Origin of the sequence: Cellulosimicrobium sp. AB352 (genome assembly GCF_049538415.1) — a bacterium.
Classification (GTDB): Bacteria; Actinomycetota; Actinomycetes; order Actinomycetales; family Cellulomonadaceae; genus Cellulosimicrobium; species Cellulosimicrobium funkei.
On the sequence record NZ_JBMVFX010000007.1, the window covers coordinates 57,145 to 81,580 of the forward strand.

Annotated in this window: 18 protein-coding genes; 8 read left to right on the forward strand and 10 right to left on the reverse strand. The window is 72.9% G+C overall.

Features of this window, described 5'->3' with window-relative positions; all coding sequences use genetic code 11:
- Positions 1 to 24: 24 nt before the first annotated feature.
- From ACPCUX_RS06930 to ACPCUX_RS06940, 3 genes are all read right to left on the reverse strand, one after another.
- Positions 25 to 1,410, reverse strand: a complete 1,386-nt coding sequence (locus tag ACPCUX_RS06930) for a hypothetical protein (protein ID WP_423388433.1) — start codon at positions 1,408 to 1,410, stop codon at positions 25 to 27.
- A gap of 81 nt (positions 1,411 to 1,491) precedes the next feature.
- Complete coding sequence (locus ACPCUX_RS06935) at positions 1,492 to 2,763, reverse strand: arginine deiminase (protein WP_034653862.1); 1,272 nt, start codon at positions 2,761 to 2,763, stop codon at positions 1,492 to 1,494.
- A gap of 43 nt (positions 2,764 to 2,806) precedes the next feature.
- Entirely contained in the window at positions 2,807 to 4,258 is a 1,452-nt protein-coding gene (locus ACPCUX_RS06940) for a basic amino acid/polyamine antiporter (protein WP_043654682.1), read from the reverse strand.
- A 283-nt stretch (positions 4,259 to 4,541) separates the two neighbouring features.
- Between ACPCUX_RS06940 and ACPCUX_RS06945 the strand changes: the two genes are divergently transcribed.
- Positions 4,542 to 4,973, forward strand: a complete 432-nt coding sequence (locus ACPCUX_RS06945; RefSeq protein ID WP_009861914.1) for a hypothetical protein — start codon at positions 4,542 to 4,544, stop codon at positions 4,971 to 4,973.
- Between the two features lie 15 nt (positions 4,974 to 4,988).
- Here the strand turns inward: ACPCUX_RS06945 and ACPCUX_RS06950 are convergent, their stop codons facing one another.
- Complete coding sequence (locus tag ACPCUX_RS06950; protein WP_144722927.1) at positions 4,989 to 5,648, reverse strand: GntR family transcriptional regulator; 660 nt, start codon at positions 5,646 to 5,648, stop codon at positions 4,989 to 4,991.
- A gap of 90 nt (positions 5,649 to 5,738) precedes the next feature.
- Here ACPCUX_RS06950 and ACPCUX_RS06955 point away from each other — a divergent pair, with 90 nt between their 5' ends.
- A complete protein-coding gene (locus ACPCUX_RS06955; RefSeq protein WP_255438124.1) occupies positions 5,739 to 6,827 on the forward strand; it encodes a 3-keto-disaccharide hydrolase in 1,089 nt (362 codons plus the stop codon).
- A gap of 13 nt (positions 6,828 to 6,840) precedes the next feature.
- On the opposite strand, the gene ACPCUX_RS06960 is transcribed toward ACPCUX_RS06955, so the two are convergent.
- Together ACPCUX_RS06960 and ACPCUX_RS06965 are read right to left on the reverse strand one after the other, a co-directional pair.
- Positions 6,841 to 10,263, reverse strand: coding sequence for a GH36-type glycosyl hydrolase domain-containing protein (locus ACPCUX_RS06960; RefSeq protein ID WP_423388434.1), 3,423 nt, complete (start codon positions 10,261 to 10,263; stop codon positions 6,841 to 6,843).
- The gene (locus ACPCUX_RS06965) at positions 10,260 to 10,997 is read right to left on the reverse strand and encodes a TetR/AcrR family transcriptional regulator (protein WP_081599999.1); all 738 of its coding nucleotides are present in this window, start codon (positions 10,995 to 10,997) and stop codon (positions 10,260 to 10,262) included. The genes ACPCUX_RS06960 and ACPCUX_RS06965 overlap by 4 nt, the downstream gene beginning before the upstream one ends.
- Positions 10,998 to 11,138: 141 nt before the next feature.
- Between ACPCUX_RS06965 and ACPCUX_RS06970 the strand changes: the two genes are divergently transcribed.
- The 5 genes from ACPCUX_RS06970 (at position 11,139) to ACPCUX_RS06990 (ending at position 16,629) form a co-directional block, all read left to right on the forward strand.
- Positions 11,139 to 12,428 (forward strand): extracellular solute-binding protein, encoded by a 1,290-nt coding sequence (locus ACPCUX_RS06970; RefSeq protein WP_021481813.1) that lies wholly within the window; start codon positions 11,139 to 11,141, stop codon positions 12,426 to 12,428.
- 15 nt (positions 12,429 to 12,443) lie between these two features.
- A complete protein-coding gene (locus tag ACPCUX_RS06975) occupies positions 12,444 to 13,367 on the forward strand; it encodes a carbohydrate ABC transporter permease (RefSeq protein WP_021481814.1) in 924 nt (307 codons plus the stop codon).
- 1 nt (position 13,368) lies between these two features.
- Positions 13,369 to 14,262: a carbohydrate ABC transporter permease gene (locus ACPCUX_RS06980; protein ID WP_144722923.1), complete on the forward strand. Its 894-nt coding sequence runs from the start codon at positions 13,369 to 13,371 to the stop codon at positions 14,260 to 14,262.
- Positions 14,263 to 14,285: 23 nt separating this feature from the next.
- A complete protein-coding gene (locus tag ACPCUX_RS06985; RefSeq protein WP_409141539.1) occupies positions 14,286 to 15,455 on the forward strand; it encodes a glycoside hydrolase family 1 protein in 1,170 nt (389 codons plus the stop codon).
- Positions 15,456 to 15,615: 160 nt separating this feature from the next.
- Entirely contained in the window at positions 15,616 to 16,629 is a 1,014-nt protein-coding gene (locus ACPCUX_RS06990) for a LacI family DNA-binding transcriptional regulator (RefSeq protein WP_423388435.1), read from the forward strand.
- Between the two features lie 36 nt (positions 16,630 to 16,665).
- Here the strand turns inward: ACPCUX_RS06990 and ACPCUX_RS06995 are convergent, their stop codons facing one another.
- Together ACPCUX_RS06995 and ACPCUX_RS07000 are read right to left on the reverse strand one after the other, a co-directional pair.
- The gene (locus ACPCUX_RS06995) at positions 16,666 to 18,618 is read right to left on the reverse strand and encodes a glucoamylase family protein (RefSeq protein ID WP_423388436.1); all 1,953 of its coding nucleotides are present in this window, start codon (positions 18,616 to 18,618) and stop codon (positions 16,666 to 16,668) included.
- 239 nt (positions 18,619 to 18,857) lie between these two features.
- Complete coding sequence (locus tag ACPCUX_RS07000; protein ID WP_144722920.1) at positions 18,858 to 19,283, reverse strand: winged helix-turn-helix transcriptional regulator; 426 nt, start codon at positions 19,281 to 19,283, stop codon at positions 18,858 to 18,860.
- Between the two features lie 134 nt (positions 19,284 to 19,417).
- Between ACPCUX_RS07000 and ACPCUX_RS07005 the strand changes: the two genes are divergently transcribed.
- Positions 19,418 to 20,290, forward strand: a complete 873-nt coding sequence (locus tag ACPCUX_RS07005) for an aldo/keto reductase family oxidoreductase (RefSeq protein WP_423388437.1) — start codon at positions 19,418 to 19,420, stop codon at positions 20,288 to 20,290.
- Positions 20,291 to 20,515: 225 nt separating this feature from the next.
- On the opposite strand, the gene ACPCUX_RS07010 is transcribed toward ACPCUX_RS07005, so the two are convergent.
- Both ACPCUX_RS07010 and ACPCUX_RS07015 read right to left on the reverse strand, forming a co-directional pair.
- Positions 20,516 to 21,331: a CPBP family intramembrane glutamic endopeptidase gene (locus ACPCUX_RS07010; RefSeq protein WP_423388438.1), complete on the reverse strand. Its 816-nt coding sequence runs from the start codon at positions 21,329 to 21,331 to the stop codon at positions 20,516 to 20,518.
- A 258-nt stretch (positions 21,332 to 21,589) separates the two neighbouring features.
- Positions 21,590 to 24,238 carry a replicative DNA helicase gene (locus tag ACPCUX_RS07015; protein WP_423388439.1) on the reverse strand — a complete coding sequence of 883 codons (2,649 nt, stop codon included), beginning with the start codon at positions 24,236 to 24,238 and terminating at the stop codon, positions 21,590 to 21,592.
- Positions 24,239 to 24,436: the final 198 nt, after the last annotated feature.

Below are 24,436 nucleotides of genomic sequence, written 5' to 3' on the forward strand. Positions count from 1 at the left end.
GTAGCCAGCGCCGGGACCGTCCGCTCAGCCGGCCTTGGGCTTCGCGAACTTCTTCTCCTCGAACGACTTGGCCAGCTCGTGGTCGGTGACGACGAACCCGACCGCCTGCGCGACCGGGAGCACCTGGTCGCGCTCCAGGCCGTCGTCGATCCCGAGCCGGTACATGATCACGACGGTGCCCGTGCTCAGCATGACCGACGGCGCGTCCCCGTCGTCGAGGATCGCGTACGAGCCCTGGAACCCGGGCTGCGGGACGGCCGCGGCCAGGGTCGGGTGGGCCGGGCCGGTGGTGTCGGCCAGGGGGTCGCCCTCCGGCGCGTCGTTGAACGCCGCGGCGGCGCGCTCGGCCTCCTCCTTCGAGCCGACGTCCAGCACGACGACGTCGAGCGCGACGGTCGGGCCGTCGTCGGACACGACGCGCGCCTCGAACCCCGCCTGGCACGAGCCCGCGAGGGCCTGGATCGCGGGGATCGCGGGGACGTCGTCGCACGCGAAGTCCCGCCGCGCCACGAGGGCGATGCGGTCGTCATTGACGAGGTAGTCGTTGTCGGAGAAGTACGCCCACGACATCGGCGCGAGCTCGGGGCCCTTCTCCGGGTCCATCTCCGCGCCCGCGCGGTACTCCTGCGCGAGCCACGGCTCGTCGTCCGTGACGTCGGTGTCCGCGGGGTCCTCGGTCTCCTCCGGCTCCGGCTCCGTCGGCGCGTCCGACGTCGCGGGCGCCTGCTCGGCCGAGGTCGGCCCGGGGTCGGGCGCGGCGTCGTCGCGCAGCCCGAGCCACACGCCGAGGGCGCCCGCGACGAGCACGAACGCGCCCACGCCGGCGAGCACCGGCACGAGCCACGGGCGACGGCCGCGGCCCGGCGGCGTCGCGTACGGGGAGAAGCCGTACGGGTCCGACGGCGGCGCGGTCGCCGTCGGGACGACCGTCGCGTCGTCGGGCGCACCGTAGCCCTGGCCGGACGGCGCCCCGTACGGCGCGGACGGCGTGCCGTACGGAGCCGTGGGCCGGGTGCCGTGGGGCGGGGCGCCGTAGGGCGCGCCCGCGTACGCCCCGGGCGGCGGCCCGGTGTGCCCGGGCGGCGGGGGTGCGGTGTGGCCCGACGACGTCGCGGCGGGCGGCCACGTCGCGCCGGTCTCCGCGGGGGGCCAGGTCGCGCCCGTGTCCGCGGGCGGGATCGTCGCGTGCGGGTCCGGGCCGCGGTACCCCTGCGGCGCGGGCGGCGCCCCGCGCTGCCCGTACGGGTCCGTGCCGTACGGGACCTGGGCGTGGGGCTGCCCCGGTCCGGGCGGGGGCGGCGGGGGCGGCGTCCCGCCCGGGGTCGCGGCGCCGTCGTCCCCGTACCGCCGCGGAGGCCGCATGACGGTCTGGTCGTCGACCGGCTCGTACGGCTCGGTGGGGTCGGACATCGGGCGGGTCCTCTCGTCGTGGGCGGCTCGTGCAGGGTATCCCGGGAGCCGCGCCGCGCCGGTGGTCCGCCGAGCGGCGTCTCAGTCGAGCGGGTCGCGCGCGATGGGGCACGTCATGCAGTGCCCGCCGCCCCGGCCGCGCCCGAGCTCCGCCCCGACGATCGTCACGACCTCGACGCCCGCGCGCCGCAGCGCCGCGTTGGTCAGGGTGTTGCGGTCGTAGGTGACGACGACGCCCGGCTCGATGGCGACGGCGTTGTTCCCCGAGTCCCACTGCTGCCGCTCGGACGCGTACGCGTCGCCCGCCGTCTCGACGACGCGCAGCGCGGGCAGGTCCAGGGCGCGCGCCACCACGTCGACGAAGGGGGTGTCGCCCTCGTCGGTGATCTCGACGCCCGGCGCACGGTCCGACGGCCGCAGCGTGAAGGTGTGGATGCCGTCGACGATCGCCGGGTGCACCGTGACGAGGTCGCGGTCCGCGAACGTGAACACGGTGTCGAGGTGCATCGCCGCGCGCAGCCGCGGCATGCCCGCGACGACGACCTGCTCCGCCGCGCCCGCCTCGAACAGCGCCTTCGCGAGCTGCGAGATCGCCTGGCGCGACGTGCGCTCGCTCATCCCGACGAGCACCGCGCCGTTGCCCACCGGCATGACGTCGCCGCCCTCCAGCGTGGCCTGGCCCCAGTCCTGCTCCGGGTCGCCCCACCACACCGTCGACTCCCGGTACTCGGGGTGGAACGTGTAGACCGCCTTCATGAGGAGCGTCTCCTCCTGGCGCGCCGGCCAGTACAGGGGGTTGAGCGTCAGGCCGCCGTAGACCCAGCACGTGGTGTCGCGCGTGTACAGGGTGTTCGGCAGCGGCGGGAGCAGGTACTCGAACCCGCCCGTCGACTCGCGCGCGAGGTTCACGTAGCCGGTGCGGTAGTCGTCGGGCAGGTCGGTCGTCGCCAGGCCGCCCACGAGGAACCGCGCGAGCTCGCGCTCGCTCAGCGAGTCGAGGTAGGCCCGCGTGCCCTCGACGAGCCCCAGGCCCACCTGGTTCGGCACGACCTTGCGGTCGAGCACCCACGCCCGCGCCTCGGGGATCGCGAGTGTCTGCGCGAGGAGGTCGTGCAGCTCGACGACCTCGACGCCCCGGTTCGTCAGCTTGTTGACGAAGTCGAGGTGGTCGCGCTGGGCGGCCTCCACCCACATGACGTCGTCGAAGAGGAGGTCGTCGGAGTTCGTCGGGGTCAGCCGCTCGTGCGCGAGCCCCGGTGCGCAGACGAGGACCTTGCGCAGGCGCCCCACCTCCGAGTGGACGCCGTGCTGCGCGGGCGGGACGGTGGACGGGACGGCGGACGCGACGCTCATGGGTGCTCCCTCTCGGTGGTGCGGTCGGTACGGTCCGGTGGTCTCACAGCGACACCCACCCCGTCGCGAGCCCGACGACGGCGAGCACCGCGAGCGCCACGACGACGCCGAGCAGCGCGAGCTCCGCGGGCCCGAACGCCCGCCGCCCCTGCTCGCGGCGCGTCATGACGAAGAGGACGGTGACGGGCGCGTAGAAGACGAACGCGAGCAGCGCGAGGTCGAGCCCGGCCGCGAAGAGCAGGAACGCGGTGTACGCCGACGCGAGGACCGCCACGACGAGGTCGCCCGTCAGGGTGCGGGCGGGGGCGCCGTCGTACGTCTCGCGCGTGAGCCGCAGCCGCAGCGCGTAGAGCGCGGCCAGGAGGAACGGGATGAGGGTCATCGACGCGGTGAGGTCGAGCGCGAAGTCGAACGCGTCGTCGGAGAAGTACGTGACGACGAGGACCACCTGCGAGAGCGCCGTGCTGAGCAGCAGCGCGTTCACCGGGACGTCCTCCCGGCGCGTGCGGGTGAGGAACCGCGGCATGTCCCGGTCCTGGGCCGCGACGAAGAGGACCTCCGCCGCCATGAGGGTCCACGCGAGGTAGGCGCCCAGGACCGAGACGATCAGCCCGACGCCCACGAAGACGCTCCCCCACGGCCCGACCGCGGCCTCCAGCACGCCCGCCATCGACGGCTGGCGCAGCTCCGCGATCTCGGCCATCGGCAGGATCCCGTAGGACACGATCGTCACCGACGCGAAGATCGCGAGCACGCTCGTGAACCCGAGGATCGTCGCCCGCCCCACGTCCTCGCGGCGGCGCGCGTGCCGCGAGTAGACGCTCGCGCCCTCGACCCCGAGGAAGACGAACACGGTGACGAGCATGGTGTCGCGCACCTGGTCGAACAGCGACCCGGTGTACGAGGCGCCGTGGAGGTTCGCCGCGAAGACCGCGGGGTCGAACGCGAGCACGGCGAGCAGGACGAAGACGAGGATGGGCACGAGCTTGGCGATCGTGACGATCCGGTTGATCGCCGTCGCCTCCCGGATCCCCTGCCGCACGAGCGCGAAGAAGAGCCACAGCCCGACCGACGAGAGCACGAGCGCGAGCACCGTGTCCCCCGCGCCCAGGGCCGGAACCCATGCCCCGAGCGTCGACATGATGAGCACCCAGTACGTCACGTTGCCCACGCACGCGCTCGCCCAGTACCCGGCGGCGGCGTAGAAGCCCGTGAACTCCCCGAAGCCCGCCTTCGCGTACGCGTAGACCCCGGCGTCGAGCCCGGGCTTGCGGACCGCGAGCCGCTGGAAGACGAGGGCGAGCGTGAACATGCCCGCGCCCGCGACGACCCACGCCACGAGCGCGCCCGCGACCCCGGTCTCCTGCGCGAAGCGGCGCGGGAGCGAGAAGACGCCCGCCCCGACCATGGAGCCCACGACCATCGCCGTGAGCGTGAGCACGGTGACCTTCGTGGTGCCGGACGTCGTGCCCTGCGCCGTGCCCTCAGCGGTCATGCCCCACGCCCCTCGCGCTCGCGTGCCGGCCCGCGCCGAGCGGCTCGGCGGCACCGTGCTGACCCGGTCGATGATGGCAGCGCCGCGGTCGGGCCGCGCGTCGGGTGCCGAGGTCCCCCGCGCGACCTACCCCGGGCGCCGGACCCGCTGCCCGATCTCCTCCTCAGGGTGGACACGCGCGCGCGATCGGTACGCGTACGCTGCCGGTGGGTCGCCGGACACGGCAGGGGGGAACTGCTCGACCGACGAGTGACCGACCGTCGTCCGACCCACCTCACCGCACATGAACATGCTCACCTGGACCGCCGTCGACCACCGGACCTGGCGTGCCCGCAGCGCCTCGCGCGAGTACGTCGTCCGGCGCGACGACACCGGCACCTGGACCCTCGACGGCCCCGGCCGCACGTGGGGCGCGCTGCCGAGCCTCGAGATCGCCCAGGAGGTCGCCGCGCTCGCCGACGAGGTCCACCACGACGACGACCGGATGACGAGCTATCGCGTCGTCACCGCCACGGGTGCGCGGCGCGGCGAACCGTTCGGCGCGGAGACGGACGAGGAGGCGCTCGACGTGCTGCGGGCCCGGCGCCGGGCCGGCAACCTCCCGCTCGCACCGTTCCGCCTGGAGACCTCCGACGGCCGCCTGGTCGGCGCGTGGGACAAGGCCGTCCAGATCCCGGCCCGGTCGGTCGGCGACGGGACGTCCGGGCCGGTCTGACGCGCGGTCTGACGCTCAGGCCCGCGACGCGGCGCGACGCGCCGCGAGGGCCGCCCGCCGCCGTCGGCTGCTCTCGACGTGCGCCGCGGCGAGCTCCGCGGCCCGGTCGCCGTCCCGGGCACGCACCGCGTCGAACAGCGCCACGTGCTCGTCGGTGACGTCGGCGAGGTCGTCGTGCTGCGACAGCGCCCAGCGCATCCGGCTGCGGATGCCCTGCATCATGTCGTCGAGCAGCCGGTTGCCCGCGAGCGCCGTGACGATCTCGTGGAAGTCGGCGGCCGAGCGGCGCGACCCCACGGGGTCGGCCGCGCGTGCACCCTCCTGCTCGCGGTCGAGCGCCGCGCGCAGGCGCTCCAGCCCCGCCGGCTCGTGGCGCTCGGCGGCGAGGCGGAACGCGAGCGGCTCGAGCACGGTGCGGACCTCGTCCAGGTCGGCGAGGTCGGCGTCGGTGAACGCCCGCACGACGGCCCACGTGTGCGGGCGCAGCGCGACGAGCCCCTCCCCCTCCAGGACCTTGAGCGCGTCGCGCACGGGGATGCGGCTCACGCCGAACCCGGCGGCGAGGTCGCGCTCGACGAGGCGCGAGCCGGGCTCGCGCACGCCGTCGAGGATCTCGTCCCGCAGCCGGGACGCGACCCGCGCGGACTCCAGCACTCGCTCCTCGGCTCCGGCCACGCGTCGATTCTCGCACCGGCCCGGGTGCCGTTGAGAGCCCGCGCGGACCGTGCGAGGGTGGACGGGACCGCGTCGAACGAGGGAGTTCCGATGACGAGCACCACCCGTACCCCCGCCCGCGCGACCCAGGGCAGGGTGCGCCGCGCCCGGCTCGCCGGGGCGACGGCCCTGGCCGCGGGGATCGCGCTCGCGGCGCCCGCGGCGGCGGTCGTGCCCGCCGCGGCACCCGCCGACGACGGCTACGAGGTGATCCTCGACGGCACGCCGGAGTCGTTCGACGCGTGGGAGTACGCGGGCGACGGCGGGTTCGACCGTCTCGACGACGGCACGGTGCGCAGCCGCGCCGGCGCGGGCGGCGGGTTCGGGACGCTCTGGTACCCGGTGCGCCAGTACGGCGACTTCTCGATGGTGGTCGAGTTCCGCGACGACGCCCCCGGCGACGCGCGCGCGAACAGCGGGATCCAGGTCCGCTTCCCGGACCTGTCCGGACCGGTCGAGGGCTGCCCCACGACGTTCAACGGGAGCGAGACGGGCAACCTGTCGTGGATCGCGGTCAACTGCGGCCACGAGATCCAGGTCAACGACTCCCCCGAGGGCGGCTCGAACGACCCCCGCAAGACGGGCTCGGTCTACGGCTTCGCCGACCTCGGCCTCGACGAGGCCCGGCCCACCGCGAAGGGCACGTGGAACGAGCTGGAGGTGCGCGTCGTCGGGCAGCACTACACGGTGATCCGCGACGGCGTGGTCATCAACGAGTACGAGAACCTGCCGGGCGTGCCGTTCCCCGACCGTCCGCTCGACCCGGACTCGAGCTCGCGCGGGCTCGTCGGGTACGTCGGCCTCCAGGCGCACGGCTCCGCGCCGGACGTCGTGTCGTTCCGCGAGGTGCGGGTCCGCGAGCTGCCGCCCGTCCACGTCGAGGCCGACGCGCGGTGCCTCGGCGGGACGGCGCACGTCGCCGTCCGCGCCGAGAACGTCGGGAGCGACCCGCTCGACGTCACGCTCGGCACGCCGGCCGGCGAGCGCACGTTCGACGCCGTGGCGCCCGGGCGCAACGCGTACCGCGCGTTCAGCGCCCGTGCGGCGTCGGTCGACGCGGGGACCGCGACGCTCACGGTCCCCGGCGCCGACGGCCCCGTGGTCGTCGAGACGCCGTACGCGGGCGTCGACTGCACCTGACCGGCGGCCGGGCCTACGACCCGGCGGGCACCGTGACCTCGACGTGCGCGGCGTCCCCGAGGTCGCGCGTCGCGACGACGACGCCGCGCTGCCGGTAGTCACCGGTGCGCAGGGTCGCCGGCACGGGCGCGAGCGCGTCCGGGCCGCTCCCGGCGCGCACCTGCACGCCGTCCCCGGTCGCCGTGACGCGGTAGACCACGCGACGCGTGCGGCCGCCGAGGTCCAGGTCGACGACGAGGCCGTCCGCCGCCGCGGGCAGCACCGGGTCGACGACGATCTCCCCGCCGCGCTCGGTCAGCCCGAGGACGCCCTGGACGAGCTGGCGCAGGTAGATGCCGGGGCCGCTGGAGTACACGCGCCACCCGCCGCGCACCCCGACGCTGCCGTCGCGGAGCCCGTCGAAGTCGCGCGCGAAGCTCTCGCGGTCGGGGAAGTCCGCGTCGCTCGACGAGAAGTAGGCGTTGCGCTGGCGCGGGGCGGCGTGCGCGAGGCGCCGGCCGAGGTCGACCGGGCTGATGCGCAGCAGCTCGTCGAGCGCGCGGCCGCGGCCCAGGGCCGCGAGCGCCTCGACGTAACGGATGTGCGCGTGCACGTACATGAGCCCGATCTCGCGGCCGACGTTCGCGGCCTGCTCGGCGCGCAGGAACGTGTGCGGCACGCCCTCGTCGAACGCGGCCGGGTGGTCCATGAGGCGCACGCCGTCGGGGAAGTGCAGGTGCTCCAGCACGAGGCGCTCGTGGTCCGCGGCCTCCTCGGGCGTGAGGATGCCCGCGATGATCGACTGCGTCATGGGGATGAGGCGGTACCGCATCCCGGAGACGGTGTCCGACGGGTGGATGACGAGCTCGTCGCCGTCGGTGCCGTGGCGCACGTACCCGGCGAGGACGCCGTCCACGAGGGCGCGCTCGCGCAGGTCCGCGCGGACCTCCGCCGCGAGCGTGCCGGCGCGCCCGGAGAGCGCGGCGAGGTCGTCTCGGCCGGCGGTCGTGCGGGCGAGCAGCTCCGCGGCCTGCACGAGCAGCGCGGTGGTCCACGTCGACGCCAGGTCGGTGCGCATCCGCGGGTCGGCGGGCTGGAGGGTGTCGTCCCAGTCGCCCTCGCCGTAGGCCGGCAGCGCGGTGCCGGGCAGGCGGTCGCGGTCGAGGTGGTCGAGCAGGCGGGCCACGTGGTCGCGGACCGTCGCCGCGGCGTCGGGCCCCGAGGCGGCCGGGCGGCGCTGCTCGTGGTCCCAGAACGGGACGTGCTCGTCGAGCACGGCGAGGTCGCCGCTCGCCTCCAGGTACTGGGCGAGCGCGAACAGCGGCCACACCACGACGTCGCCGTGCGAGGAGTCGTTGTACCGCTCCGCGTAGGCGTCGAACATGAACCACTGCGGGAACTCGCCCCACGTGTGCTGGTGGGCCAGGACGCGCAGCACGATCTCGCGCGCGACGTCGTGGCGCCCGCCCGCGAGCGCGAGCTCGAACGGGCCCTGGCACACGTCGCGCGTGCCCCACGCCGCGCCTGAGTACTGCTCCAGGCCGTGCGGCACGAGGAAGTGGATCAGCGCGTCGTGCGCGTACCAGGGCACGAGGAGGTCGAGCTCCTGCGTCTCGACCGTCGCGTGCGGCGCGAACCGCAGCCCGCGCACGACGCCACGGACGGTCTCGACGTGGCGCGCGAGGGTCGCGTCGGCGTCCGCCAGGGGGTCGAGCGCGCCCGCGAGGAGCCCGAGCGCGGCGTCGGTCCCGCGCAGCGAGCCGGAGAGGGCGAGCGTGAGCGACCCGGTGCCGGTCGTGCTCGTGAGGCGGCGGGTCGTGCCGGACGCGGCGCCCTCGGCGCCGGCCTCCGAACCGTCCTCCTCGACGACCAGCCGCGCGGACGACGCCAGGGCGTACCGCAGGTCCGGGTAGTGCGCGTCGACGTCGCCGCCCGGCACGGGCCGCACCACGACGGCGTCGCCCGGGGCCGCGGGGACGTGCTCGGCGAGCCAGCCACCGGCCTCGTCCTCGAGCTCGAGGGTCGCGGTCACGTGCAGCGGGCGCTCGCAGCGCACGGCGACGTCGATGCGGTTCTCGCGGTCGTGCGCGACGGTCCGCACGTCGACCCGCCCGAGCGGCGTCTCGTAGAGCCAGCGGACGCCGCCGACGTCGAGCACGAGCGCGGACGGCAGGCCGAGGAGCCGGGGCCCGCGGCCGTCGTCGACGAGCACGCGCAGGCCGCTGCTGCGCATCAGATTGAGGTGGTGGCGGTGCACGGTCGCGAGGCGGTTCGCCGTGGTGTTGCCGAGCACGACGTGCGACGCGAAGACGCCGGGCGCGAACGCCGTCGTGGAGAGGACGTCGTCCGTGGGCAGCACGTCGTCGCCCGCCTTGAGCACGTGCCCGTGCGAACGCTCGGTCACGGTGTCCTTGCGCGCGTCGACGACGTGCGTCCCCGTCGCGGTGAAGAACGACAGGAGCGTGCCGTCGGCGTCTCGCTCGGGCAGGAGCACGTCGTCGGCGGCGAGGCCGACGGCGGCGAGCAGCCCGGCCTCGTCGAGCTCGTCGCCCGCGAGGAGCGGCGCGTCGCGCAGCGCGGAGGCGGTCGGCGTGAAGCGCGCGGTCGGGCGGTCGGCGGCCGCGGCGGCGACCGCGGCGGCGGCCCAGCCGGACACCTCGTCGAGGTGGGCCGCGAGCGGCCCGGGCGCGTCGGCGTCGACCACGGTCACGGCGTGCACGCGCGCCGTCCCGGTCGAGAGGTCGAGCGGGCGCGAGACGAGCGTCGGCATCGCGTACTCGTACTGGAGCACGCCCGGCTGCACGGGCCCGAGCAGGCCGTGCGGCAGCCCGTCGCGCCGCGAGCGCGCGGTGAAGACCTGGAGAGAGTCCGTGAGGTGCGCCACGGCGCCCTCGACGAGGAACGCGACCGCGAGCGGGAGGCGCGGCTGCGCGGACATGGTCTGCCGGCTGACGAGCACGGTCCCGGCGTCGGGGTGCTCGAGCGCGCGGTGCAGCAGGTACTGGCACACGTACGGCTCGCTCGACAGCGCCGCGGCGGGCGGCGCGAGCGCGAGGTCCTGCGCGTGCACGACGTCGTAGCGCGTCCCGGCGTCCGTCGCGGGGCCGGCCGTGAGGTCGACGCGCCAGACGAGCGTGCGCCCGTCGAGCGTGAGCGCGACGCGCGTGGCGAGCCCGAGCGCGGCGCCCGACCACACGACGCGGTCGGCGCCGACCTCGACCGCCGTCACGGCGGGTGCGGAGCCGGTGAGGCGCGCGACCTCGACCGTGCCGTCCGGGCGCGTGGCGCGCAGCAGGATCCCGCCGAGCATGCGGTCGTGCTCGCCCGGCAGGTACTGGTTCACGAGCAGGCCGTCCGTGCTGACGGCGCGCACGTCGCCGCCGCCGGTGAGCTCGACGGTCAGGCCGCCCGAGGTGAGCGTGGCGCGGGCGGGGGTCTCGGTCGCGGTGAGGGTCACGCGGTCTCCTGCTCGGTGGTGCGGGGCTCGGGTGCTGCGGGCGACGTGCCGTCGGGGCGCAGCAGCGCGAGGAACTGGTCGAAGAGGGCGACCATGTCGACGTTGTCGGGGTCGAGCAGCCACTGGAGCTGCAGGCCGTCCATGACGGCGGAGAAGAGCTGGCCGATCGCGGCCGGGTCGACCTCGGGGCGCAGCTCGCCCCGGGCGACGGCGTCCTGGAAGCGGGTGTCGTCCTGGTGGCGCAGCGCGCGGTAGCGGTCGCGGACGACGTCGTGCGCGGGGTGGGTCGCGTCGGTCGCCTCGGCGGCGACCACCACGTGGAGGGACACGAGGCCGGGCGTCTCGGCGTTGCGGCGCACCTGGTCGCGGATGGTCGTCAGGAGGTCGGCGCCCGCGGCCTCGTCCTCGCCGCGGCGCACCCGGTCGCGCCGGTCGCGCTCCTCCAGGGTCGCCGTGAGGAGGCCGGCCTTGCTGCCGAAGTGGTGCAGCAGACCGGCCTCGGAGATCCCGACGCGGGCCGCGATCTCGCGCAGCGAGCTCCCGCGGAAGCCCTGCTCGCCGAACACCTCGACCGCCGTGCGGAGGATCTCGCGGCGGCGCTGCTCGCCGCGGACGATGCGGCGGTCGGGGAGGCCGGCCGCCGTCGTGCCGCGAGCGCCCGTCGCGCTCGTCGTCCTCGGGCCCCCGGCCGTCCCCGTCGTGGCGCCGCCACCTGCGGGGTCGCTCTCGTTCATCACCGTCTCCTTCGGCAGGTCTGTCGGCGCCAACGGTACGGCCTGGACGCCCCGGTTGAAAATACTAACCGAGCGCACGCTAAGGTAGTTTCCACAGCGGCTCACACGGACGAGCCGACTGCTCGATGAGGAGGATTGCTCATGAAGCTCGGACGCAAGGCGGTCGCCATCGGCGTCGTCGGACTCCTGGCCCTGACCGCGTGCGGTCGCGCGGACGACGACTCCACGGGTGGTGAGACCAGCGCCGGCTCCACCACGACGGTGGACGACGCGCCCGCGGAGGGTGACATCACGATCTGGGCGATGGGTGAGGAGGGCGAGAAGCTGCCCGACTTCGTCCAGGGCTTCACGGAGGAGAACCCCGACGCGAACGTCGAGGTCACCACGATCCCGTGGGCCGACGTCATGACGAAGTTCCAGACCGCTGTCGCCGCGGGCACCGTGCCCGACGCGATCATGATCGGCTCGTCCTTCATGCCGACGATGGTCGCGACCGGCGGCCTCGCCCCCGTCCCCGAGGGCCTCGTCGACAACGACGACTTCGTCGAGGGCGCCGCCGCCTCGACCGTCGCCGACGGCGTCGCGTACGGCGTGCCGTGGTACGTCGAGACGCGCGTCCTGTACTACCGCTCCGACCTCGCCAAGGCCGCGGGCGTCGAGGCTCCCACCAGCTGGGAGGAGCTCACCGCGTTCGCGGAGGCCATGAAGGCCAACGGCTCGACCTACGGCCTCCAGCTCCCGATGGGCGACGCCGAGGACTCGACGCAGGTCATCCTGCCGTTCTACTCGCAGGCCGGCGGCTCCGTCCTCAACGAGGCCGGCGACGGGTTCGACCTCGACAACCAGGCCATGGTCGACGCGCTCGACTACTACGCGTCCTTCTTCACCGAGGGCCTGTCGCCGCTGTCCGGCTACGGCGACTCGCAGAACAGCGCGTTCGTCGACGGCTCCGACCCGGCGTTCATCTCCGGCCCGTGGATGGTCAACGTGCTCGCCGACCTCCAGGGCGAGGACTGGGTCGAGCAGAACGTGGCCACCGTGCCCGTGCCCGCCGGCTCCGCCAACAACGACTCCTACATCGGCGGCGCGCACCTCGGCGTCTTCGCCGAGGCCAAGAACGCCGACGGCGCCTGGAAGCTCATCCGCTGGCTCTCCGAGCCCGAGACGCAGCAGGCGTGGTTCGACGCGACGAGCGACCTGCCCGCGCTGAACAGCGCGTGGGACTACGAGGCGCTCACCTCGAACCCCCGCACCCAGGTGCTCCAGGAGCAGCTCGAGAACACGATCGCCCCGCCGACCGTCCCGAGCTGGGACGAGCTCTCGGCCACCATCGAGACCGAGGCCGAGAAGGTCGCGAACGGTCAGGTGTCCTCCGAGGACGCGGCCAAGGCCATCCAGGCCAAGGCCGACACGCTCGGGCTCGGCTGGTAACAGGGCCCGTCAGTCATGACCACCACCACCGAGGGACGGCGCCGGCGTACGGCCGGCGCCGTCCACCGGCGACGGCAAGCGCTCGTCGCCTGGCTGTTCGCGCTCCCGTTCGTCGCGGTCTTCACGGTCTTCATGCTGGGGCCGCTGCTCGCGTCGTTCGGGATGTCGTTCTCGGACCTCACGATCCGTGACATCAAGACCCCGTTCGCGGTGAACTTCGTCGGGATCGAGAACTTCACCGGCGTCTTCCAGGACGAGCTGTTCCGCAAGGCGCTGGTCAACACCTTCTACTTCGTCCTCGTCGGCATCCCGCTGACGATGGTGCTCGGCCTCGCCCTGGCCGTCGCGCTCAACTCGGGCATCGAGAAGTTCCGCAGCGTCTTCCGCGTCGGCTTCTACACGCCCGTCGTGACGTCGATCGTCGCCGTGGCGGTCGTCTGGCGGTTCATCCTCCAGGACTCGGGCCTCGTCAACACCGTGCTCGGCTGGGTCGGGATCGACGGCCCCGACTGGCTCAACGACAGCACGTGGGCGATGCCGTCGATCATCCTCATGGCCGCGTGGCGCAACATGGGCACGCTCATGATCATCTTCCTGGCCGGCCTGCAGGCGATCCCGCGCGACGTCTACGAGGCGGCCGAGGTCGACGGCGCCGGCTCGTGGCGGCGCTTCCGCTCCATCACGGTCCCGCTGATGCGCCCGACGCTGCTGCTCGGCGCGGTGCTGCTGTCGGTCGGCTTCCTCCAGGTGTTCGAGGAGCCCTTCGTCATGACCAAGGGCGGCCCGGTCAACTCGACGCTGACCATCAGCTACTACGTCTACAACCAGTTCGGGTACGGCAACTACGCGTTCGCCTCCGCAGCCGCGTACGTGCTCTTCGCGCTGATCGCCGCCCTCGCCGCCGTCCAGTTCCGCCTGCTGCGGTCGAAGGAGGATTGACATGACCGTCACGTCCTCGCGGACCCCCTCCGCGACGTCGGCTCCGGAGGGCGCGCCGCGCCGTCGAGCACGACGCCCGATCCGCTGGTCGCGCGGCGCCACGTACACCGCGCTCGTCGTCGGGCTGCTCCTGACGCTCATGCCGTTCATCTGGATGGCGCTCGGCAGCTTCAAGACGCAGGGCGAGCTCCTGCAGCGGCCCATCACCTGGTGGCCCGAGAACCCGACGCTCGACAACTACGAGCGGTGGCTGTCCCAGCTCAACTACGGGCAGTACTTCACCAACTCGATCGTCGTCGCCGTCGTCGTCGTGCTCGGCAACATCATCTTCTGCTCGATGGTCGGCTACGCCCTCGCGAAGATGCAGTTCCCCGGCAAGAAGGTGCTGTTCGCGCTCGTCATGCTCACGCTCATGGTCCCGGGCGTCGTCACGCTCGTGCCGATGTTCGTGCTCGTGTCCAACATGGGGCTCGTCAACACCTACCCGGCGCTCATCCTGCCGTTCCTCGCCGGCCCGCTCGGCGTGTTCCTCATGCGGCAGTTCATGCTCGGCATCCCGGACGCGCTCATCGAGGCCGCCCGGATCGACGGCGCGGGCGAGTTCCGGGTCTTCTTCCGGATCGTGCTCCCCCAGTGCGGGCCGCCGCTCGCGACGCTGAGCATCCTCACGTTCCTCGGGTCGTGGAACAACTTCCTGTGGCCCCTGGTCGTCGCGCAGACGGAGAACATGTACACCCTCCCCGTCGCGCTCTCGCTGTACTCGGTCGGCTCGAACGGCACCTACTACGGCCTGCTCATGGCCGGGTCCGTGCTCGTCGTGACGCCGATCCTCATCCTGTTCCTGTTCCTGCAGCGCTACTTCGTGCAGGGCATCGCCATGACCGGCATCAAGTGACCGGCGACCGACGAGGAGAGCCTGTGTCGATCACCTTCCCCGAGTCCTTCGTCTGGGGCGCCGCCACGGCGGCCCACCAGATCGAGGGCAACAACGTCAACAGCGACTGGTGGGCGCGCGAGGTCGACCCGGCCTCGACCCTCGCCGAGCCGTCGGGCGACGCCGCCGACTCCTACCACCGGTACGCCGACGACATCCGGCTGCTGGCCGAGTCCGGGCTCACCTCGTACCGGTTCTCGATCGAGTGGGCGCGCATCGAGCCGGCCGAGGGCCGCTTCTCGCGGGCCGAGGTCGACCACTACCGCCGCATGATCGACTGCTGCCTCGAGCACGGGGTCACGCCGCTCGTCACGCTGCACCACTTCACCTCGCCGCGCTGGTTCGCGGAGGACGGCGGCTGGACCGACCCGCGGTCCGTCGAGCGGTTCGCGCGGTACGTCGAGCACGTGCTGCCGCTGCTCGACCGCGCGTCGCACGTGTTCACCATCAACGAGCCGAACATCCTCGCGATGATGATCACGGCCGCCAAGGGCACCGAGCAGCTCCAGGCCGGCACGATGCACGCTCCCGACCCGGTCGCGACCGAGCACCTCATCGCCGCGCACCGCCGGGCCGTGGAGCTCGTGCGGACCGTCGGGGTGCCCGTCGGGTGGTCCGTCGCGCCGCAGCAGTTCTTCGCCGACCCCGGCGCCGAGGAGGTCCTGCGCGAGTACGCCTACCCCCGCGAGACCGTCTTCCTCGAGGCCTCGCGCGGCGACGACTTCGTCGCCGTCCAGGCCTACACGCGCACGCGGATCACCGTGGACGGGCCGCTGCCCGCCCCGGAGGACTCCGAGAAGACGCTCACCGGGTGGGAGTACTACCCGGCCGCCATCGCGGAGGCCGCGCGCCTCGGGCACGAGATCACCGGTCTGCCGGTCCTCGTCTCGGAGAACGGCATCGCGACGGCGGACGACGCGCGCCGCATCGACTACACGCGCGACGCCCTGCGCGCGCTGCACGCCGAGATGGAGGCGGGCCTCCCGCTGCTCGGCTACCTGCACTGGTCGCTGCTCGACAACTACGAGTGGGGCTCGTTCGCCCCGACGTTCGGGCTCGTCGCGTGGGACCCGGAGACCTTCGAGCGCACGCCCAAGCCCAGCCTCGGCTGGCTCGGCGGCGTCGCCCGCGGGAGCGTCTCGCTCGACGACTGACCGCGCGCACGGCGGCCCGGTCCGGACCTCGCGGTCCCGGCCGGGCCGTCGTCGTCCGTGCCAGGCCCGGTCGCGACCCGGGGCCTCGCTACGATCCGGGGTCGGGGCACGCTCCCCCGGCCGGACCGGCCGCGGGTCGCACGACGGACGGAGGGCTCGGATGGCAGCGTCGCAGCCGGGTCAGCGCGTCCCCCTCGCCCGGGTCGCGGCCGACGCCGGGGTGTCCGTCCCCACGGTGTCGAAGGTGCTCAACGCGCGCCCGGACGTCTCGGCGGCGACGCGCGAACGGGTCGCGGGCGTCCTGCGGCGGCACGGCTACGAGATCCGGCCCCCCACGTCCCGGCGGACGGGGCTCGTCGACGTCCGGATCGTCGACTTCGAGGGCCCGTGGTCCGAGGCGGTCGTGCGCGGGGCGGTCGCGGAGGCGCGGCGCCTCGGGCTCGACGTCGTGCTGTCCGTCGAGCTGGACCCCGACGACTGCGGCGCCTGGGTCCGGCACGCGCTCGCCCGGGGCACGGACGGTCTCGTGAGCGTCGTCGCCGTGCCCGACGCCGAGGCGCGTGCCGCGCTCGCCACGGCCGGGGTGCCGCTCGTCGTCGTCGACCCGCGCCGCCGTCCGCCCGAGGACGTGCTCAGCGTCGGGGCGGCCAACTTCCAGGGCGCGCTCGAGGCGACGGCGCACCTGCTCGCCCTGGGGCACCGACGGATCGCGACGATCACGGGCGTCCCCGAGCAGGACAACGCGCTCGCCCGCCTCGCGGGCTACCGCGCCGCGCTCATCCAGGCGGACGTGCCCGTCGACGACGACCTCGTGCGCCTGAGCACCTACGGGGTCGCCGCGGGCTACGAGGAGACGCAGCGGCTGCTCGCCCTCGACGACGCCCCGACGGCGATCTTCGCGTGCAGCGACGACACCGCGCTCGGCGCGCTGCGGGCGCTGCGCGAGGCGGGGCGCTCCGTGCCGGACGACGTCTCGCTCGTCGGGTTCGACGACCTGCCCGTCGCGCCCTGGACCGACCCTCCGCTCACCACGGTGCGCCAGCCGCTCGTCGAGATGGGCGCCTCGGCCGTCGCGCTCGTGCACCGGGCACGCAGCGCGAGCGGCCGCACCCTGCGCACGGAGCTCGCGACGAGCCTCGTCGTGCGCGCGTCGACCGCCGCGCCGCGCGCCTGACGCGCGCGGCACGGCGGTCGGCCGCGGTGCGTGGGGTCAGCCGCAGGAGACGCCCGCGTAGCGGTACGGCAGCTCCTGGACGGTCGCGCCGTCGTCGGACGTCACCGTCACGGTCGCGGTGCCCGACGGGATCTCCGCCGTGCGCGCCGAGAACGCCCGGTAGGTGCTGCGGTGCGGGGCGACGTCGTCGTACGACCGCGTCCCGTACGGGGTGGCGAGCTCGACGGTCGTGCGGCCGTCGGACGTGCTGGTGGCGCGCACCGCGACGGCCGCCCGGTTCCCGAGGCAGCGCGCCTCGACCTCGACGTCGGCGCCCACGCCGGGCGTGAGGTCGGCGACGGCCGAGAACGTCTCCGCCTCCATGAGCGGGCGCAGCGCCTGCTCGAGCCGGTCGTCGACGAAGTAGTCCTTGAGGCGCGAGTCGTCGAGGACGTTGCCGATCGCGGCGACGATCATCGCCTGGTCGAGCGACAGGTAGCGCTCGGCGACCGTGCCCGAGCGGACCGCGACCGAGTCGTAGAACCCGCCCGGCCCGTACGCGTCGAGGTCGTCCGCGAGGTGGGCCAGGTTGTCGAGCACGCCCTCGGTGTCGTACGCGAGCCCGAGGAACGACGCGTGCGGCGTCACGACACCGTCACCGAACTCCGGCGCCGGGTTCGTGGCCTCGCGGCAGCCCTCGAAGCCGAGGTCGACGTCGGTCTCGCCGTCGGACAGGTAGCCGTCGGAGCGCAGGCCGATCGCGTCGACACCGTACTCCGCGTACCCGCCGAAGGGGTTGCTCGCGGGCGAGAATCCCCAGGCCCCGTACCCGGCCTCGTCGAGGCCGTGCTCCTTGTGGGCGCGCACCACGAGCGGGTGGTTGACGCCCCACGACGTCGGGCCCCACTCCGCCTCGGGGACGAGCATGTCCGGCATGAGCGCCTCGAACATCGAGCCGCCCCAGCCCGGCACGACCGCGAGGTCGCGGTAGCGGTACGCCCCCTCGAACACCGGGACGCCGAGGTGCTCGCGCGTCTCGCCGATCGGCTTCTGCTCCTGCCACGACCAGTCGCACGTGTCCGGGAACGTCCGGTAGCTCGCGTAGTAGGCCTCCGGCGGCACCTCGCCCTCGGCGATGCCGAGGTAGGTCGCGATGCGCGTCTCCGAGACCGTCGTGTCGTAGTTGTGGCACGTGTAGTAGACGTCGGTGCCCGTGCCGAGGTAGTCCCCGGCGACCGAGCACCCGGGCGGCTCCTCGTCCCAGAACCCGCCGCGCAGCAGCCCGACGCCGAGGTCCGGGCGCGCCTCCGCGTTGTAGAACGCGCCGAAGTGCATGCCGTCGTAGACGGCCAGCGCCTCCTCCGCGAGGCTCGGCTCCGCCTCCGCGACGACGCGCAGGCCCGCGGCCAGCCAGCCGTTGTCCACCGAGCTGAGGAACTGGTGCACCGGGTTGCCGTCGTCCGGCCACGTCTCCACCCGGTCGCCCGTCGCCGGGTCGTACCAGTTGTAGAACATGCCGCTCGCGTCGTGCCGGTCGAGGGACGCGACCGTGTCGATCGTCGTCGCGAGGCGGTCGCGCGCCTCGGCCTCGTCGACCAGGCCCAGGTCGCGCGCCACGACGGTGGACCACAGCCAGCCGCCGATGTTCGTCGGCGACGTGTACGCGCTGCTCGACGCCGGGTCCAGGTCGCCCTCGATGTTGTCCGCGGGCAGGCCGGTCTCCTCGTCGGTCATGGCCTCCAGCGAGGTGTACGTGTCCTCCAGGTACGTCTCCAGCGTCGCGCGCTGCGCGCCCGTCAGGGCGGGCTGCCCGACGGCGGGCGTCGCCGTCGCCGGGACGCTCGCCGTGCGCGGGGCGCCTTCGGCGGCGGCCGGGACGCTCTCGGCCGCGGCCGGGACGGCGAGTCCCGCCGCGAGCGCCAGCCCGCCGGCGAGCCCACCGGCGACGAGGCCCGTCGCCCTGCGTCGGCGCCGCGTCGTCTCGCACGCGCGGTCGGTCGATCCATCCATCAGGCACTCCTTCGTGTCACGGCCCCGAAATTTCGGCCGAACTTTCCGAATGGGGGCGGAGAGGGTAGCCCGGTCGGTGGGGCCGGTCAACGGGTGGTGACCGGGGGACGGTCTCGTGCGGTCGGAGGGCCGACGAACCGGGAGAGCGCGTGGGACGTCGGCGTGCCGCCGCGGTCGGGGCGCTCGGGCGGAGTGATCCCGAGGAGCCCGAGGTCCGGCGGTCGTCACCGTGCAGCTCGTCAGTCGTTCGTGTCGTACTGGCGACGGCTGGCCTGCACCGCGTCCATGTTGTCCTGCGCCCAGGCCCTGAGCTCGCGCGTGGTCCGGTGGAGCGAGAGACCGAGATCGGTGAGCGTGTAGTCGACGGTGACGGGGACCGTCGGGGTCACGGTGCGAGTGAGCATCCCGTCCCGTTCGAGTGAGCGGAGGGTCTGGGTGAGCATCTTCTGACTCACCCCCGCGATCATGCGCGACAGCTCGGAGTAGCGCAGGGAGATCGGCTCCCCGTCGCCGCCGGGGCCGTCGCCGCCCAGGGCGCACAGAACCAGCACGACCCACTTGTCGGAGAGCCTGTCCAGGAGCTGACGGCTCGGGCAGGCGGACAGGAACGCGTTGTAGGCGGTTCTGGCTCGGGCTCGCCGTTCGGCCGCGGTCTGCGTCGTCATGAGTCTCGTCCTTGCTCGGGGAGGTAACGCACTTCAGGGTGCGTACTTCCTTGTGGAGAGTTGCTCTCTCATGCTCGTGCACGGCGAGGTGGAGCACCAGCCTGTTGAAGCACGCACACGAGAGGCATGACGAGATGACCACGGACACGACCACGCTCCCCGGGGGGACCTGGGCCCTCGGCGGACGCACCATCACCCGCTTCGGGTACGGGGCGATGCAGCTCGCCGGACCCGGGGTGATGGGACCGCCCACGGATCGGGACGGTGCGATCGCGGTGCTGCGCGATGTCGTCGAGCAGGGGATCACCCACATCGACACCAGCGGCGCCTACGGGCCGCACGTGACGAACGAGCTGATCCGCGAGGCGCTGCACCCCTACCCGGAGTCGGTGCTGATCTCGACCAAGGTCGGGGCCGACCGCGACGCCGCGGGCGGCTGGCCCGCTGCCCGCACGCCGGCGGACCTGCGCCGCCAGGTGAGGGAGAACCTCGAGTCCCTGGGCGTGGAGCGCCTCGACCTGGTGAACCTGCGCATGGGCGACGCCCACGAGCCGCAGCCCGGTTCGATCACCGGGGCCCTGGAGACGCTCGTCGAGCTCCAGCAGGAGGGACTCGTCCGACAGCTCGGCGTCAGCAACGTCACCGCCGAGCAGGTCGCCGAAGCCCGTGCGGTCGCGCCGATCGTGTGCGTCCAGAACATGTACAACCTCGCGCACCGCGGGGACGACCGGCTGATCGACGACCTCGCCGCGGACGGTATCGCCTACGTCCCGTTCTTTCCCCTGGGAGGGTTTAGTCCCCTGCAGGCAGGCGCCCTCTCGGCCGTCGCAGCGCGACTGGATGCCACCCCGATGTCCGTCGCCCTCGCCTGGCTCGTGCGACGCTCCCCGAACATCCTCCTCATCCCCGGTACCTCCCGGGTCGCGCACCTGCGCGAGAACCTCGCCGGAGCAGCACTGGCACTCTCGCAGGAGGACGTCACCGAGCTCGACACCATCGGTCGCTGACTGCCCGACCGGCGGGGGCCTGCACGGCGCCCGCCGGTCGGACCCGCCTGGCAGACACCCTGGGGTGTCGGTGGACAACCTGGGTGGGAGATGGCGCCGGGAGGGCCGGTGCCGCGCAGATCGCCTGCCCGAGACGCGGCGATCACGCTCACCGACGCGCCGCCCTCCGCATCTCTGCGCACCACTGCGGACGTCCATCCGCGTCGCCGCAGCCCTGCGTGATGCTCAGCGCCCGACGCGCCATCGATGAGTCGCCCGCGACCTGTGGGAGAGCATGACCGGTGCGAGGGCAAGAATCAGAACCCCGGTATTGGCGGCAAGAGTGCCTGCCCAGGTCGTCGGCGGGATGCCGAGAGTGAAGCTGGCGGCGTTGAACACCGTGTGGCTGAGGATGCACAGGAGCACCCCGTTCGAGCCGGCCGTCCTGAAGATCGCGCCGTAGAGGAAGCGGAACGCCATGATCTGGACCGCGAACATCCAGAAGTCGATCAGACCGGACTCGTGGTTCGTGCCAGGGATGAAGAAGAGCGGCACGTGCCAGAGGAGCCAGATGATCCCGACCACCAGCGAGGACGGGACGAACCCCCACCGCCGATCGAGCCCGGGTTGCAGCGCGGTCATCCAGCCGGCCTCCTCCATGCCGCCGATGACGAGATTGCCCGGCAGGGACAGGAAGAACACGAACCACGGGAGCGCGTGGGTGGAGGGGCCGGAGACCAGCAGGTGGAGCGCGAAGTACAGCGCGAGCGCGGAGAGGGCGAGCAGATATCCCGCGGGACGGCCACGGATGGCGAAGACGAGGCGCAGCCACTCCCGGAGGCCCGAGACCCTCCGGCTCGCTCGCAGGACGACGTACGAGGCGATCGCGGGCGAGAGGATGTAGAGCGCGAACGGTACGTTCGCCAGGAGCTCGGGAACCGTGGAGACGACGTTGTGCACCTCGTGGCCGAAGCGGGCCGCCACGATCAGCCCACCGGAGATCCCATAGGCGATCAGAAAGGTGAGCGCCACGAGCTGGCGAGCGATCCGGGCGTCCGTCACCCCGCAACGATAGGACCCGGGACCGAAGCAACGCGGCTCGTCCAGGAGCGCGCCGTGACGTCAGCGCGAGAGACCACGAAGGGGCCTCCGCCACGCTCCGCACGGCCGAGGGACCCACCCGCGAGGTGGTCGCCGTGCCACTAGCACTGCCCCCTGCACGCCAGCGCTGCGCCGGAGGGACCGACGGTGGCTGTGCACGATGGACGTGACACAGAGAAAGGAGGTGGCAAGTCGACAGCGACGACTGCCGGGCGTTCCCTACATCTGCATATCCGCGAAGCGTTGGTAATGACCCTGGAACGCGACGGTGATCGTGTCGGTCGGACCATTTCTGTGCTTGGCGACGATCAGGTCCGCCTCGCCCGCTCGGGGCGATTCTTTTTCATAGGCGTCTTCGCGGTGCAAGAGGATCACGACGTCGGCGTCCTGCTCGATGCTGTTGTGTGCCGCGATGCCGTTCGCGACGAAGTTGTGCCCGTCGAGGACTGTGGCGTCGTAGACCTGCTTCTCCCCCATCGGCTCGATCGAGACGACCTCGTCCCACAGGAGGTCGTTGACGGCCATGATCTCCAGCTCCTCGCTCTCGAGCACAGCCGCGATCTTGCCGAGGCGGTGCCTCGACGGGGAGTTCTTCCACAGCGCGCTGCCGCAGAACTCGGTGCCGATCGCTGCCGCGAGCTCGCGGTGCGTCATGCCGCGCTCGACGAGGATCTCGCGGACGTCGTCCCAGACCCGGCGCGGGACGGTGTCGACGTTCGTGTTGGCCCGCGTCTCGCGGATGATCGTCAGCAGCTTCTCGGCGACATCGCCGCGGTCGCCGTGCACGCCGATCTCCTGGAGGAAGCGGCGCTGGTCATCCACCCCGCTCACGTCGAGCGTGTACCCGGGGCGGTACGACCCCTTGGGTGTCGCCGTGCGCACGCGCGTCGAGATGCCGAAGCGGAGCAGGAGGCGCGACAGCCCGTCGACGACCTCACGGGACGTCGAGGCGTAGTAGATCCGACCGCTGCGCCCGTTCTTGTTGATCGTCACCGAGCCGTCCGTGGCCCAGATGTGCTTGATGAAGAGCGCGATCTGACGCTTGGGCAGGTGGAAGACGCTCGTCGGGATGAACTTCTCGTGGCTGCGCGCCCCGAACAGGCCCAGGTCGTCGAGCCACTCGGCGATGGGGTTCCGGCGACCCCGAGCGAGACGGTAGGGCGCCGGGAGGCGCAGGGTCGTGACCCTTGCGGCGGCATACTCGTCGCGGATCGGGGTGATGCCGAAAGCGCCTGCGGCCTCGGAGACGGTCGCGAGGTTCCGCTCATCGATCGAGGCGTAGCGGATCGGCTGGCGCTTCACGAACGACCCGTCACCGAGGAGGTGCGCGAGCATGACGACCTTGCGGTCGTCCCACTCCAGGTTCCGCTCCGGCCCCGGTACGTGGCGCGGTACACCGATGCGCGAGCCCACCTCCAGGTCCCCGAGCGCCGTCCAGCCGTCGTAGGTGAGGAACGGGTGGTTCGCCGTCGCCTCGATCTCCTTGCCCGACGCGAGGCGCATCCTGAACACCGGCTTCACTCCGGTGGGGAACACGTGGGTGAGGTGACGGCGCACGTACTGGAGCCGGTCGTTGAGCGCCCACACGGGCACGTCCTTGGCGTTGAGCGCGAACAGCTCACCGAGAGTGGTCTCCGCGCCGGTGTCCGCGCGCAGGATCTTCGTGTCCTCGGTGAGGCAGCCCGACTCACGAAGGTCACTCATCTGCGGCTTCTTGTCGCCACGCTGTTCCGGACCACGGTTCAGCTGCGAGATCGCGATGACAGGAACCTCGAGTTCCTTCGCGAGCAGCTTGAGCGCACGCGAGAACTCCGAGACCTCCTGCTGGCGCGACTCGACGCGCTTGCCGGAGCTCATGAGCTGGAGGTAGTCGATGACGACGAGCTTGAGGTCGTGCCGCTGCTTGAGCCGACGGCACTTGGCCCGGATCTCCATGAGCGACATGTTCGGCGAGTCGTCGATGAACAGCGGCGCCTCGGCGACCTTGCCCATCGTCGAGGCGAGCTTCTGCCAGTCCTGCTCGTCCATCTTCCCGGAGCGCATCCGCGTGAGCGGCACCTTCGCCTCGGCGGCGAGCAGACGCATCGTGATCTCGTTGCGGCTCATCTCCAGGGAGAAGATGACGGCCGCCATCTGGTGGTGCACCGCGGCGTGCGTCGCAACATTGATTCCTAAGACGGATTTTCCAATGGCCGGGCGCGCCGCGACGACGATCATCTGGCCGGGGTGCAGGCCGTTGGTGAGCCGGTCGAAGTCGGAGTACCCGGTAGGGACGCCGGTCATGCCCTCGCCGCGCCCCTGGGCGGCCTCGATCTCGTCGAACGTGGGCCCGAGGATCTCGGCGAGGGGGAGGTAGTCCTCCGTCGTGCGCCGCTCCGTCACGGCGTAGACCTCGGCCTGGGCGTTGTTGACGATCTCGTCGACGTCGCCGCCGTCGGTCGCGTAGCCGAGCTGCACGATGCGCGTGCCCGCCTCGACGAGGCGGCGCAGGACCGCACGCTCGCGGACGATGCGCGCGTAGTACCCGGCGTTGGCGGCGGTCGGCACGCCGGCCATCAGGTCGTGGATGTAGGGCGCGCCGCCGATGCGCTGGAGCTCGCCGCGCTTGGTCAGCTCCGCGACGACGGTGATGGCGTCGGCGGGCTCGCCGCGACCGTAGAGGTCGATGATCGACTCGTAGACGATCTCGTGCGCCGGACGGTAGAAGTCGGAGCCGCGGATCTGCTCGATGACGTCTGCGATGGCGTCCTTCGACAGCAGCATGCCGCCGAGCACGCTCATCTCGGCGGCGACGTCCTGGGGCGGCGTCCGGTCGAACCCCGACGGCCCCGGTCCCCCGTAGCTCTCCTCGAGCTCCTCGATCGACATGCGCCCCTCGCTCCCCCGGGACTGGAACGGCCCTTGCGGGACCGCACGACCGGGACCACTCTTCGTCGTACACGTGTTCTACCGCGGGCCACCCACACGACTGTCCCGGTGGCCGCGCCCCCCGCCTCCGACAGGCACGACCCCGCGACACTAGATCGCCACCGGACGCCCTGCAAACGGCCCTGTGCACGCCCGGTG